The organism is Halobacillus sp. AWH4_228 (genome assembly GCF_056158365.1).
Window position 1 is genome coordinate 1,665,159 of sequence record NZ_JBSWTE010000001.1, and the last position, 13,667, is coordinate 1,678,825.

Below are 13,667 nucleotides of genomic sequence, written 5' to 3' on the forward strand. Positions count from 1 at the left end.
TTATTTATAATTGATTCATCCATTGGTAGAGGGGCAGCATAATAGCGGCGTAGACCATTACAATGACAAAAGCAATGCCGACAAAAAAGACAGGCTGGATCCATTGGATGGATTTCTGGATTTTTTCCTGCATGAGGGTCATGAGAAACTCCGAGAACAGATCCAGTTCGTGCATGAGAGCTTGCATATCATTGGTATGATGGAACACATCCGTCAGTTCTTTTCGTAACAAACGGCATTGGTGAAGGGAAGCGGATATGGTGCTCCCTTCAGACAGGTTTTCGAGAATGTTCGTACAATAGTAGGACAGGATGTCATGCTGCTTGTGCTCCTTGACGAGCATGAGGGCATCCTTCAGAGGGAGTCCGGCTTGGAAAAGGGAGGCCAGATGGGAGGAAAAGAGAAAAGAAAGCCTGTAGGAATGATACATACGCAGTGGAGCAAATCTTTCGATTACCTGCATTTTTTTCTCAAACGGCAGCATTGGAATGAAAACAGCGAGCCCTGCTCCTAGAATAAAGATAGCGGCAAACAATATAGCAGCGGTGTTTAAGCCATGGTTCATAAGGTGCATAAGCGTCAGAGAAGAACTTTGCTGATCAGCAAACAAGGTAGTGAAATTAGGGATGATCGTCCTTTTCATAATGATAAAAGTAAGGAAAAGGAACAGAAGAAGGAACACGGGGTAGCGGACAGCCGCGAGAAATTTCTCCTTGTATTCTTTCTTCATAAGCAGAAGTTCACGGCACTGTTTAAACGTTTTTGGCAGGTCATCCTGGTACTGACTGAAGGAGAGGTACTGGGTGGCGGTATTGGAAAAATGGGCTTTCTCCAGCGCAAGGCTTAACGTGTCACCTCCTTTCAGCACTTCAATCAATTGATGACTGACTGGCTGGAGGCGCGCGTCCCATCCTGTCATAGAGAGGGACTCGAGCAGGGGGTATCCTTTTTCGAGGATATGACTCAACCTGTGAAAAAAATCGATCTGCAGTTGAATGGAAGGGCCCGGTGTTCGTTTAATCGGCCATTTCTTCCTTAGAAATGAAGCCGAGCGCATAAGCTTTCCTCCTTAGTTGTTCGAAAGTATAAATAGAGGAGGGACTCCCGTTCAGAGCCCGGAGCAGCTGACCGCCCTCCAGTGTTTCAAGGATGGCCGCACGTTTAGGAAGGCGGTCTTTTCCAGTAAGGGAAACCAGCTGCTGAGCGGCGATGGCCAGGAGTGTCTGTTCCATTTCCACTTGTTGAATGTTCATTTCCCTCAGCCTGTGCAGGGTTCCCTCGGCATTTTTAGCGTGGATTGTACTAATGACGAGATGCCCGCTTAAGGCCGCTCGGAAGGCGAATTGAGCGGTTGCCTGATCGCGTATTTCACCAACCATAAGAAGATCAGGATCATGTCGGAGGGCTGCTTTCAACCCGGTATCATAGGTGATGCCCGCACGCTCATTCACCTGTACCTGAATAAGGTTGTTAATATTTTTCTCAATAGGATCCTCGAGTGTGATGGCCTGATACGAACTCTGCGTCATCAAGGCTTGAAGAAGGGCATATAAAGTGGTGGTCTTTCCACTGCCGGTCGGTCCTGTGAATAAAATCATGCCGCTGCGGTGATGAAGCCATCGTTTCAATCGTTTTCCTTGATGAGGGAAAAGAAATAACTGTTCCAGCGGGGTATGATCCATAGGATTGAGGATTCGGACAGCGAGGCTTTCGGAGTCCTGGATAGGAAGCGTAGAGAGACGGAGGTCAAAGAGGCTGCTGCCGGAGCGGTGTTGAAAGGTCCCGTTCTGCGGACGTTTCTGCTCACCGATATCCATCCCGGAAGTGAACTTAAAGTAGGAGAGTGTTTTTTGGTACAAAGGCATAGGAAGACTGGAGTGGAAAATTCTTTCGCCATGGATTCTGAAATAAATGGAGCATGATTCGCGGTAGGGGGAAAAGTGGATGTCCGAGGCGGACTGCTGAACTGCGGAGACGATCAGGTCATAAGCATAAGTCGCAATGGATTTCAAAGGGTTATCACCTCATTTATATCGTGGTTAAATAGAAGTATTCGACATAAAGTGAAAATATCCTGCATGAAAATAGGAAAGGGGAACAAAATGATTTATTTAATTGGTTTTATGGGAAGTGGAAAATCAACCATCGCTTCAAGGCTTGCAGAGAAACTACAGTGCTCCTGCATAGAAATGGATGAAAGTATCGAAAAGCAGGAGGGGATGACTATCCCGGAAATGTTTGCTCAGCATGGCGAAGGCTATTTCAGGGAAAAAGAACGGGATTTTCTGCGAGGCTTAGAGGATGAAGCCGTTGTTTCCACCGGAGGTGGTGTCATATTGTCCAAGGAGAACCGTGAGATGATGCGGGAGGGTACCGTGATCTACCTTCATGCCGGATGGGACACCATTGTGCGTCGATTGAAAAATGATACATCCCGGCCGTTATGGTCAGGGGATGAATCGGAGAAAAAGCAGCGTTTTGAAGACAGGCTTACCCTTTATAAGGAAGCCGCTCATTACGTGGTTGTCGTGGACGATAAAGCTCCAGAAGTCATTGCTGAGGAGATTGCCGCACGTCTAAAATGATGAATTCCCGGGCATACTATTTGTAATTGATGCTTAAAAGAGGGGATTTTATGAACCAAAATGACTATGTGAAGTTTTTGACGGAGGAAATGGTCAAATACATGCAGCTGTCCAAAGAAGAAAAGAAACAGAGAAAGCGGGAAAAACCTTCAAAGAAATCGTCTGTTTACTGGTTTGGATTAATTCCTCTTGCTATACGCATGTTCAAAAGGAAACGGAACATCTCCCATCATTAAAAAAGCCGCTGTTCATCAGCGGCTTTTTTGATGGATCCACGGAGCACTTGTTTCCTGAGAAATATAAAACAAACCACCATTGACCACTTCAAGCTTAATGCAGGGCTTATAGCGGGTATCCATCTGGTCACGTTCTTTCGTAAACGATTCGAGATCGATGTCTTCCGACGCATAAAAGGATTCAAGCAGCGCTGTTTCTCTTTGTAAATGCTGATGTGATTCCACCGCCCATTGATTATTTTGTGATGAAATATACGTCTCCACGTGCTTTTCCATCCGTCTGTATGCGTTGGAAAGTGAAATGACAGGCGTCATGGGGAACGTATAGTCTGATACAGTGTTTCCGAACGGGACCGTTTCCAGTTTTTCCATCATCTTTAACATCATCGTTCCATGAATGAGATTCAATCCGATGGAAAGTGGTTCATCCCGTGCCTGTTTCCCGCGGTAATGCAGCAGGAAGTTGACGACAAGCCACGGACTTACAGCTGTATGACCTGCATTCTCCGGCGGGATGCGCTCATACAGCCGGGCAGTCTTTCCTTTATTGATGGCTGTTTGATAGAGGGCATGCAGTTTAGGTGTTCCGGCATGAAGGTAGATGCCTTGTTTCTGACTGCCATCGGTCTGGGTGAACGTGAGGCGCATCGGTTCGCCTTCGCGGTTCATCTTTTTCATATAGTGCCAGTAAAAGGGGCGGTTCATGATTTCTTCATCCATTTCACTCGTCAACTGGACGGTGAAATGAGTGGGGCCTTTTTCAAGAACCGGACAATTATAGGCAGCGAAAAAATGTTCAACAAATGCAGCGTAGGGGTGGAGAACACTCAACTCGATTCTCTCCTTTCATTAACCGTATGTTCAACGTAACTGACAAGATTTTTTAACTTAATGTCCATTTCCCCCTGACTTTCGGACTGTTTGACAATCGACTGTATCTGCTGCTCAAACGTCCCGCCGGGAATCTGCTCGAGAATGTGATCCAGATCTCCGACCGCATTCTTAAAGACCTCAATTTTTTCATACAACATCTTCATAATGTGGTCCTCAATCGTGTTTTCTACAGCAAAATTATAAATATTCACATCATATTTTTGTCCGAAACGATGAATTCTTCCAATGCGCTGCTCAAGACGCATCGGATTCCAGGGGAGATCATAGTTGATCATATGGTGGCAGAACTGGAGGTTGATGCCCTCTCCGCCTGCTTCTGTAGCGACCATCACTTGTGCTTTGTTTTGAAAAAGCTGTTTCATCCAGTCACGTTTGCTCTTATTAAATTTCCCGCTGAATGGAACAGATGTGATTCCATGCTGCTGTAAATACCACTGCAGGTAAAACTGGGTGGCTCTGTATTCGGTGAAAACGATGAATTTCTCATCTTTTTCCTTTATCAGATCCACCATACGTTCAGCTTTAATATGGTGGGGAAGCCGGCCGAGCGCCTCGATGAAATCATCATAAACCGCTTGTCTTTCAGGTGGGGCTTTCTTCTTCAATTGGGTTAGAGACATGTAACAGGCTTCCCTTGAAGAACACAGTTCTTTGGCCAGGGTCAGCCATGTGAACGAAGGATGATCAGCTTTTAACTGTTCAAGGGATTGATATAGTTCGGCTTCTTCATTTGTAAATGTCAGTCTTTCATTCCTCACCCTGCGTTTAGAGGAATCAAGCCCTGTATCTTTTCTGCGGTTGCGGATCATCAGCTGACCGACAAGGGAGTGAATATGCTGGATATGCTCTTCTTCCCGGGCATGCTTTTGATATTTCTTTTTAAAGTCCGTCAGGTTTCCTAAATATCCGGGCTTCAGGATGGATACAAGGTTAAATAAATCACTCAGCTTATTCTGGATGGGGGTGGCTGTGAGAAGAAGGCAGTAGGTCTTTTTTAAAGACTGGACAAACTGATAATTCTTCGTTTGATGGTTCTTCAGCTTATGGGCTTCATCAATGATGATAAAATCGTATTCCTGGGAAAGAATCTCTTCTCTGTGATGGTCCCTTTTAGCCATATCAATGGATGTAACCGCAACATCCCACTCTTTCCAGGACGCCTGCTTTTTTCTCGGGGATGCAGCCTGGATGTAGAATTTTTCATTCAATTCCTGAATCCACTGATTAACGAGGGATGCAGGAGTAAGAATGAGCACTTTTTCAGCTCGGCCTCGAATCATGTATTCTTTTAAAATCAGCCCGGCTTCCAATGTCTTTCCGAGTCCGACCTCATCAGCCAGAATCGCACGGCCGTTCATGTGATGAACGACGGTTTCCGCGGCTTCTATCTGATGATCCATAAAGTCTACATGAGGAAGGTGATCAAGTGCCAGCAGACCTCCGAATTCCGGCACGGTTTTGAATTGGGCAGCCTGGTAGGCCAGTTTAAATCCTTCCCAGGAGGCCAGATGTTCCGATTGGTCAAGATGGCTGGACAGAGAGTGGATGAACGTTTGATCTGGATGAATGGTAAACATGGAAACAACCCTCCGGATTCCGATATTTTAAGATTGTGAATTGTTGTAGAATTTTCGTGTTCTTTGCCGGACACGCATGATATAATGAACGGGAAATGAAGTGTCATCCATACATTACACGATAGTATGCCCGGTAAAATCTAGGAAAATACAAACGCGAATGACTGCAGAGGGAGAGACCCTTGTAAGGGCGCCGAAGGAGCAAGCAGAATTGTGAATCTCTCAGGCAAAAAGACCTCTGCAGGACGCAGCTCTGGAGAGCGTCTGCCTTCTACGGGCGGACCACCCAAGAAGCAAACACCCTCCACAGGTGTGAAACTTTCTGGTTCACGGACAGAGACTCCCGCTCATAGCGGAGGAGTCTCTTTTTTTATGGGCGGAACGACGTAAAGGAGTGGTTGAATTGACAGAATTGAAACGAACACCTTTATATCCCGAGTATGAAAAGCTTGGAGCGAAAACCATTGATTTTGGAGGCTGGGATCTGCCGGTGCATTTTTCCGGCATTAAAGAGGAGCATGCAGCGACAAGAAATGCGGCTGGTCTTTTTGATGTGTCTCACATGGGGGAAATCATGATCGAAGGATCCGACAGCCTGGCTTTTCTACAGAAAATGCTGACGAACGATGCTTCAAAGCTCGTCCCTGGAAAAGCACAGTACACGATTATGTGCTATGAAAATGGAGGGACGGTTGATGATTTGATCGTTTACCACCTTTCTGAAAACACGTATCTGTTAGTCGTCAATGCGGCGAACAGGGAAAAGGATTTGGAATGGCTTCAACGTCACGCCGAGGGCGATGTGTCTGTGAGGGATGTTTCTGATACGTATGTTCAACTGGCTGTTCAAGGGCCAAAAGCAGAAAAGATTCTTCAAAAGCTCACGGATACCGATGTGTCCGCCATTAAGTTTTTCCGATTTGAACAGGGCGTTTCCCTTGATGGAGTGCAGGACAGCGCCATTGTTTCCCGCACAGGTTACACAGGGGAAGATGGATTTGAAATCTACCTTCCTTCAGCTTCAGGGCCGGATCTCTGGCAGGTTCTATTAAAAGCAGGTGAGCCGGAAGGGCTGCGTCCGATCGGTCTCGGTGCAAGAGATACGCTCAGGTTTGAAGCGAACCTCGCTCTTTACGGACAGGAGTTGAGCAGTGATATTACGCCGATTGAAGCCGGTCTGAATTTTGCCGTCAAAATAAAAAAGGAAGAGGATTTCATTGGGAAGGAAACTCTCGTTAAACAGAAAAAAAAGGGGCCCGAGCGGAAGCTGGTCGGTATTGAAATGCTCGATAAAGGTATTCCGCGTACTCATTATGAGGTCTATGACAGCGATGAGAAGATTGGTTTTGTAACAACAGGGACCCAGTCGCCGACATTGGGTAAAAATGTCGGACTCGCTCTACTTAACCGTGCGTATACAGAGGAAGGGACAGAAGTAACGGTTCAGGTTCGGAAGAGACGCCTGAAGGCCAGGGTCGTCCCGACACCTTTCTACAAAAGATAAATACCTGAGGGGGATGGAACAATGGAATTTCGATATTTGCCTATGACGGAAAAAGATAAAAAAGAAATGCTTGAGACCATCGGTGTCCAGTCATCTGAAGAATTGTTCGCTGATATTCCTGAACGCGTAAGGTTTCAAGGTGATTTAAATATTAAGCCGCCGAAAAATGAATACCAGTTGATGAAAGAACTGGCGGATACAGCCGATCGGAACGTCAACCTCAAATCCCATACGTCATTTCTTGGAGCAGGGGTTTATGATCATTACATTCCTTCCATTGTTGACCACGTCATATCAAGGTCTGAATTTTATACGGCTTACACCCCTTATCAGCCGGAAATATCCCAGGGGGAGCTGCAGGCGATCTTTGAATTTCAAACGATGATTTGTGAATTGACAGGCATGGATGTCGCCAACTCTTCTATGTATGATGGCGGGACAGCATTGGCCGAAGCCGTTAACCTTGCTGCTGGACAGACGAAAAAGAAAAAAGTGCTTGTATCCAAAGCAGTCCATCCAGAATCTCTCGCTGTGATTCATTCCTACGCCAAGGGACCGGGGGTTGAAATCATCGAAATCGACCACAAGGAAGGTTTGACAGACCTTGAACAGCTGGAACATCACCTCGATGAAGATACAGCTGGAGTGGTCGTTCAATATCCTAATTTCTTCGGTCAGGTGGAGCCGCTTGATTCCATCCGCCACCTCGTAGACAAGCAGAAAAAGGCGATGATGATTACTTCAAGCAATCCGCTTGCGCTCGGGTATTTGACTCCGCCTGGTGCGTTTGGCTCTGATATTGTCGTCGGCGATGCTCAAGTGTTCGGAATCCCTGCCCAGTATGGCGGTCCGCACTGCGGTTATTTTGCAACAACGAAAAAACTGATGAGAAAAGTGCCCGGCCGTCTAGTGGGCCAGACGGTGGATGAGGGTGGACGCAGAGGTTTCGTCCTTACCCTTCAAGCGCGTGAACAGCATATCCGCCGGGATAAGGCGACTTCCAACATATGTTCCAACCAGGCATTGAATGCACTGGCTGCTTCGGTCGCTTTGTCGTCCATAGGGAAGCAGGGATTGAAAAAGATGGCGGCGATGAACATTAAGAAGACGTTATACATGAAACAACAGCTTCAATCCCGGGGCATCGAAGTTTTGTATAAGGGAGCCTTTTTCAATGAACTGGTCATCCGCATGAAGAAGCCTGTGAAAGAGATCAATCAGCAGCTTCTGGAGAAAGGATTTATTGGTGGGTATGACCTTGGACGTACAGATGAACGTCTGGCAGGCTGTATGCTGATTGCGGTTACAGAAATCCGTACAAAAGAAGAAATCGACACCTTCGCAGGGGAAATGGGGGATTTGAATGGCTAACCAAGACTTTCCATTGATTTTTGAATTGAGTCAGGAGAGCCGCACTGGGTTCAGTCTTCCTGAACTGAATGTGCCGGATACCGATATTGATGAGATGTTTGAAGATAAGTATGTGAGACAGGACGCACCTCATCTGCCGGAAGTCAGCGAGCTGCAGATTATGCGGCATTACACAGGTCTGTCCAAACGTAACCACGGGGTGGACTCCGGGTTTTATCCTCTTGGATCGTGTACGATGAAATACAATCCGAAAATGAATGAAGATGTAGCCAGACTGGCCGGCTTCAGCCATATCCATCCGTACCAGCCGGAGGAAACGGTTCAGGGGGCGCTCCACCTCATGTATGATCTTCAGGAAACGCTCGCGGAAATTACAGGTATGGATACCGTCACGCTTCAGCCTGCGGCAGGTGCTCATGGCGAATGGACAGGACTTATGATGATTCGTGCCTTCCATGAGGCTAATGGTGATCATCAGCGGACAAAAGTCATTGTGCCTGATTCGGCCCACGGTACGAACCCTGCCTCTGCTACGGTAGCTGGGTTCGAAGCCGTGACGGTAAAATCAGACGAGCGGGGATTAGTGGACCTTGAAGACCTGAAGCGTGTCGTAGACGATCAGACAGCTGCACTGATGCTGACAAACCCGAACACGCTTGGTCTGTTTGAAGAGGATATTGAGGAAATGGCGGCCATCGTTCATGAAGCGGGTGGCAGACTGTATTACGACGGCGCCAATCTGAATGCTGTATTAGGGTATGCAAGGCCGGGAGACATGGGCTTTGATGTTGTCCACTTGAACCTGCATAAGACTTTCACAGGCCCTCACGGTGGCGGTGGTCCGGGATCAGGTCCTGTAGGTGTAACGGCAGAGCTTGAGCCGTTTCTTCCCAAGCCGATCCTTACGAAAAAAGACGGCTGGTACAGATTCGATGATGATCGTCCACGTTCCATCGGCCGGGTGAAGCCCTATTATGGGAATTTCGGAATCAATGTGCGGGCCTATACGTACATCCGCACAATGGGACCGGAGGGATTGAAAAAAGTAAGTGAATACGCCGTTTTGAATGCCAACTATATGATGCGCAGACTGCAGGAAGCATTCGATCTTCCTTTTGACAGGCACTGTAAACATGAATTCATTCTGTCGGGCCGCCGTCAGAAAAAACTCGGCGTACGAACACTGGATATGGCTAAACGCCTGCTTGACTTCGGCTATCATCCGCCGACGATCTATTTCCCGATCAATGTGGAGGAAGCGTTGATGATTGAGCCGACGGAAACGGAATCCAAGGAAACTCTTGATGACTTTATCGATCGTATGCTTCAAATAGCCAAGGAAGCAGAAGATGAGCCGGAGACGGTTCAGGAAGCTCCTCATACGACGATTGTCAGCCGGATGGATGAAACCCAGGCAGCAAGGAAGCCTGTTCTCCGCCACCCGATGGAATAGAGAAAAACCGGCCCCCTTCGTGGGGAGCCGGTTTTCCTGTGTTGTGATATTTTTCGTTATTTCTTCGTCTTAATTTTGCCGGTCCATTTCTTGAAGCCACCTTCAAGCATGTTCAGGTCGTTGTACCCCTTCTTATGAAGGGTCATTGCCGCACGTGCAGACCGTGCGCCGCTCTGGCAGTACAAGTAGACGGGTTTGTCCTTGCGGATTTCCACGAGTCTGTTGTTCAGCTGTGAGAGCGGAATATTTCTCGCTCCGAGGATGTGACCCCCGTCAAATTCCTTCGGTTCACGGACGTCAATCAGCTGAGCTTTGCGGTAACCTTGACGGAATTCTTCTTCAGATATCGTGTTCAAGATTTTTCTTGTTTTGAAGAATCTATACAAACCGAAAGCAATAAGTAGAACAAGTGCTCCGAGTAAGATCCATAATTCCATTTTCATTTCCCCCCTGTTTTCTCTATTCTTTTATCTATTATAGAAGGGAAGGGCGGGTATTTCAAAAAAATTTTTCTTCCTGCCTGAAAAAAATGCCGTTTTGGAGGGGATTATATCGATTTAACAGATGCAAGACAGGAAAAATCGAAAAAAAAAGACATGAGAGGTGCTTTCCTCTTATTCCCTGCTTTTTTCTAACTGTATCTTACGATTTTCTGATTGACAAAATTCAACACATTCGTTCAATAACACAATATATGGTGATCGAATAATAAACAAACACAATATATTGATTAAAAATCTGTATATGTGGTATGTTACATATATCAATTATGGAATTGGCTTTTTCAAGATAAGGGAGAGATGCGAACATGCAGACGACAACTTCTAAAGATGTGCATACAAAAATCAACATAGACCGGCTGAATGCCGATATCAAACAGTTCCCACAGGTCCACCCGGTAACGGACAACATGTCCATTACCCACAAAGGGGTATCCAGGCTTGTCATGCTCGACCGTTATGCGTTTAAAGATACAGAAAAGCTGACGTTGTCCGAAGGGGATTTTGTCGTACTTACAGTAAAAGACGATCCGAAGTTTCCGGCTCGCGGATTCGGTTTCATTCAGTCCGTTGACTGGCAGACCCACGAAGCGTTTGTAAAAGTGGAAGACGAGTTCGTGAACGTTCTCGACCGTGAGGAAGAAAGAGAGACCGGCGTCATTAAAAGAAATCTTGATACCATCGATAAACCGCTGGAAGTTTATTATGAACAAATTGCTTTACGAAATGCGACAGGACTCTCAGAGGTGGAAACAGATCCGGAAAGACAGGCGCAGAGCTTTGAGGAATTTTACGAGGAGTTATCCAGCCTGAATTTCATACCTGCCGGCCGTGTGCTGTACGGAGCAGGTTCCAATACGGATGTGACCTACTTCAACTGCTACGTGATGCCTTATATCCAGGATTCACGGGAAGGCATTTCGGATCACCGTAAACAAGTCATGGAAATCATGTCCCGTGGCGGTGGTGTCGGGACGAACGGATCGACCCTGCGCCCGAGGAACACGCTCGCCCGCGGGGTGAATGGGAAATCATCCGGTTCCGTTTCATGGCTGGATGATATTGCTAAGCTGACCCACCTGGTGGAGCAGGGGGGATCCAGACGTGGTGCCCAGATGATCATGCTGGCAGACTGGCATCCAGACATTCTTGAATTCATTATTTCCAAGATGCAGAACCCGCGTATCCTCCGTTTTCTTATTGAAAATACGGAAGATGAAAACATTAAACAACTGGCGAAGGACAAGCTGAAATTCACGCCGTTGACCGAAGTGGAAAAAGACCTTTATCAAAGTGTCGTCAATTACAAGCACATTCAGGGTCAGGGTGGTTTTACAGATCAAAGCGTGCAGGAAGCACAGGAAAAACTGGCCCTCGGCGGGACGTATTCCGTTCATAATTCAGAATTCCTGACAGGAGCCAATATTTCCGTCTGTATCACGAATGAGTTCATGGAAGCTGTGGAAAATGATGACGAATACCAGCTTCGTTTCCCTGATGTAGAGAATTACACGGGAGAGGAAATGAACGCCTATAATGAAGAATGGCATGAGAGCGGCGATGTACGCGAGTGGGAAAAACGCGGCTTCGGTGTGCGGGCCTACAAATCCATTAAAGCGAAAGAGCTGTGGAATCTGATTAATGTCTGCGCGACGTATTCAGCAGAACCGGGAATCTTCTTTATTGATAATGCCAACGAAAAGACAAATGCGACAGCTTATGGACAGAAGGTCGTTGCGACCAATCCATGCGGGGAACAGCCACTTGCGCCATATTCCGTCTGTAACCTGGCGGCCGTAAACCTGGCGTCTGTAGCGGATAAGGAAAATAAAACGGTCGATTTTGAAAAACTTACACAAACTGTTACACGTGGTGTCCGTATGCAGGATAACGTGATTGATGCTACTCCTTACTTCCTGGAGGAAAATAAAGTACAGGCCCTTGGTGAGCGTCGTGTAGGCCTTGGTGTCATGGGTCTCCATGATCTCCTGATCTATTGTGAAACAACCTATGGTTCAGAAGAAGGCAACAAACTGGTGGATGAAATTTTCGAAACGATCGCTGTCACAGCCTACCGCGCATCCATTGAACTCGCGAAGGAGAAAGGCAGCTTCCCGTTCCTTGTCGGAGCCACGGATGAAGAAACACAACAACTTCGTGAGAACTTCATTCAGACAGGGTATATGAAGCAGATGCCGGAAGATATTCGGCAGGATGTTCTGACTTATGGAATCCGTAACTCCCACCTGCTTACTGTAGCTCCAACCGGAAGTACAGGAACAATGGTAGGAGTAAGTACAGGTCTTGAGCCATACTTCTCCTTCTCCTACTACCGCAGTGGTCGTTTAGGCAAGTTTATTGAAGTGAAGGCGGATATCCTTCAGGAGTATCTGGATGCACATCCAGAGCAGGATCCGGAGCAGCTTCCTGAATGGTTTGTGACGGCGATGACGATGTCTCCGGAAGCTCATGCGGATACACAGTGCGTCATTCAGCGCTGGGTCGACAGCAGTATTTCCAAGACGGTCAATGCACCCAAAGGATATACGGTCGAACAAGTGGAAAGCGTCTATCAGCGCCTGTACCGGGGCGGTGCGAAAGGTGGTACCGTGTACGTGGATGGGAGCCGTGACAGCCAGGTGCTTACTTTGAAAGCTGAGGAGAACGCTTTTGATGGAGAGCAGACGGAACTGTTTGAAGATGACAAGCGTCCACGTGTTGTCCTGGTCGATACCGTTCATGAGCTGGATAAGACGAACGTGACGATTGGATCGGAAGTCGGCGACACATGCCCGGTCTGCCGTCAAGGAACCGTGGAAGACATCGGCGGCTGTAACACATGTACCAACTGTAATGCTCAGTTGAAGTGCGGTTTGTAATAACTAGAAAAACAGTCCTTCAAATCTGAAGGACTGTTTTTTTATGTTAAACAGCGGCTGCTTGTATCACATAAGAAACTAGTGTATCATTTTTCTATGTAGTCATCAGCAGATCACAAGCGTTATATCTACATAAAGACAGGGTATTGGAGGTTCATCATGCCAACACCAAGCATGGAAGATTATATTGAGCAAATTTATATACTCATTGAAGAAAAGGGTTATGCCCGCGTCTCGGATATTGCTGAGAACCTGGATGTTCACCCGTCTTCCGTGACGAAGATGGTCCAGAAACTCGATCGCGACCAGTATTTGAATTATGAAAAGTACAGGGGATTGATTTTGACTCCGAAAGGGAAAAAAATCGGGAAGCGGCTGGTGTATCGTCATGAGCTGCTGGAACAGTTCCTGGAACTGATCGGTGTAGATAAGGAAAACATCTATGAGGATGTCGAAGGTATTGAGCACCATATGAGCTGGAATTCCATCGACCGTATCGGCGACCTTGTCCAGTTCTTTGATGAGAATAAAGGGTATGTGGAAGCTTTGAGAGAAGTGCAGAAGAAAAACGAAGACCAGAATAACGAATAGAGTGCCTGAGACACGGATGTCCGTGTCTTTTTTTTATGTCCAACCGGCTCGTGGCGGGAAGTTATGAGGAAGGGGGA

Annotated in this window: 12 protein-coding genes and 2 riboswitches; of the genes, 7 read left to right on the top strand and 5 right to left on the bottom strand. The window is 46.9% G+C overall.

Going from position 1 to position 13,667, the window contains the following annotated elements:
- Positions 1 to 4 precede the first annotated feature (4 nt).
- Both ACXADP_RS08310 and comGA read right to left on the bottom strand, forming a co-directional pair.
- Positions 5 to 1,057, bottom strand: coding sequence for a type II secretion system F family protein (locus ACXADP_RS08310; protein ID WP_474971234.1), 1,053 nt, complete (start codon positions 1,055 to 1,057; stop codon positions 5 to 7).
- Positions 1,017 to 2,012, bottom strand: coding sequence for a competence type IV pilus ATPase ComGA (gene comGA / locus ACXADP_RS08315; RefSeq protein WP_474968979.1), 996 nt, complete (start codon positions 2,010 to 2,012; stop codon positions 1,017 to 1,019). The genes ACXADP_RS08310 and comGA overlap by 41 nt, the downstream gene beginning before the upstream one ends.
- Before the next feature lie 90 nt (positions 2,013 to 2,102).
- Here comGA and ACXADP_RS08320 point away from each other — a divergent pair, with 90 nt between their 5' ends.
- Both ACXADP_RS08320 and ACXADP_RS08325 read left to right on the top strand, forming a co-directional pair.
- Positions 2,103 to 2,585 carry a shikimate kinase gene (locus ACXADP_RS08320; RefSeq protein WP_474968978.1) on the top strand — a complete coding sequence of 161 codons (483 nt, stop codon included), beginning with the start codon at positions 2,103 to 2,105 and terminating at the stop codon, positions 2,583 to 2,585.
- 50 nt (positions 2,586 to 2,635) lie between these two features.
- Positions 2,636 to 2,821: a YqzE family protein gene (locus tag ACXADP_RS08325; protein WP_474968977.1), complete on the top strand. Its 186-nt coding sequence runs from the start codon at positions 2,636 to 2,638 to the stop codon at positions 2,819 to 2,821.
- A 15-nt stretch (positions 2,822 to 2,836) separates the two neighbouring features.
- Here the strand turns inward: ACXADP_RS08325 and ACXADP_RS08330 are convergent, their stop codons facing one another.
- Together ACXADP_RS08330 and ACXADP_RS08335 are read right to left on the bottom strand one after the other, a co-directional pair.
- Positions 2,837 to 3,652 carry a YqhG family protein gene (locus tag ACXADP_RS08330; RefSeq protein WP_474968976.1) on the bottom strand — a complete coding sequence of 272 codons (816 nt, stop codon included), beginning with the start codon at positions 3,650 to 3,652 and terminating at the stop codon, positions 2,837 to 2,839.
- On the bottom strand, positions 3,649 to 5,292 hold the full coding sequence (locus ACXADP_RS08335) for a DEAD/DEAH box helicase (RefSeq protein ID WP_474968975.1): 1,644 nt from the start codon (positions 5,290 to 5,292) through the stop codon (positions 3,649 to 3,651). The genes ACXADP_RS08330 and ACXADP_RS08335 overlap by 4 nt, the downstream gene beginning before the upstream one ends.
- A gap of 160 nt (positions 5,293 to 5,452) precedes the next feature.
- A riboswitch (glycine riboswitch) is annotated at positions 5,453 to 5,540 on the top strand.
- Positions 5,541 to 5,543: 3 nt separating this feature from the next.
- Positions 5,544 to 5,631, top strand: a riboswitch (glycine riboswitch).
- Between the two features lie 64 nt (positions 5,632 to 5,695).
- On the opposite strand from ACXADP_RS08335, the gene gcvT reads away from it, so the two are divergent.
- Genes gcvT through gcvPB form a run of 3 tightly spaced genes read left to right on the top strand, consistent with a single transcriptional unit; the run spans position 5,696 to position 9,620 of the window.
- Positions 5,696 to 6,796 (top strand): glycine cleavage system aminomethyltransferase GcvT, encoded by a 1,101-nt coding sequence (gcvT, locus tag ACXADP_RS08340; protein ID WP_474971235.1) that lies wholly within the window; start codon positions 5,696 to 5,698, stop codon positions 6,794 to 6,796.
- A gap of 21 nt (positions 6,797 to 6,817) precedes the next feature.
- On the top strand, positions 6,818 to 8,167 hold the full coding sequence (gene gcvPA / locus ACXADP_RS08345; protein WP_474968974.1) for an aminomethyl-transferring glycine dehydrogenase subunit GcvPA: 1,350 nt from the start codon (positions 6,818 to 6,820) through the stop codon (positions 8,165 to 8,167).
- Positions 8,160 to 9,620: an aminomethyl-transferring glycine dehydrogenase subunit GcvPB gene (gcvPB, locus tag ACXADP_RS08350; protein ID WP_474971236.1), complete on the top strand. Its 1,461-nt coding sequence runs from the start codon at positions 8,160 to 8,162 to the stop codon at positions 9,618 to 9,620. The genes gcvPA and gcvPB overlap by 8 nt, the downstream gene beginning before the upstream one ends.
- 56 nt (positions 9,621 to 9,676) lie before the next feature.
- Here the strand turns inward: gcvPB and ACXADP_RS08355 are convergent, their stop codons facing one another.
- Positions 9,677 to 10,057: a rhodanese-like domain-containing protein gene (locus tag ACXADP_RS08355; protein WP_027955421.1), complete on the bottom strand. Its 381-nt coding sequence runs from the start codon at positions 10,055 to 10,057 to the stop codon at positions 9,677 to 9,679.
- Between the two features lie 371 nt (positions 10,058 to 10,428).
- Here ACXADP_RS08355 and ACXADP_RS08360 point away from each other — a divergent pair, with 371 nt between their 5' ends.
- Complete coding sequence (locus ACXADP_RS08360; protein WP_474968972.1) at positions 10,429 to 12,999, top strand: vitamin B12-dependent ribonucleotide reductase; 2,571 nt, start codon at positions 10,429 to 10,431, stop codon at positions 12,997 to 12,999.
- A 159-nt stretch (positions 13,000 to 13,158) separates the two neighbouring features.
- Positions 13,159 to 13,590, top strand: coding sequence for a transcriptional regulator MntR (mntR, locus tag ACXADP_RS08365; protein ID WP_027955423.1), 432 nt, complete (start codon positions 13,159 to 13,161; stop codon positions 13,588 to 13,590).
- Positions 13,591 to 13,667: the final 77 nt, after the last annotated feature.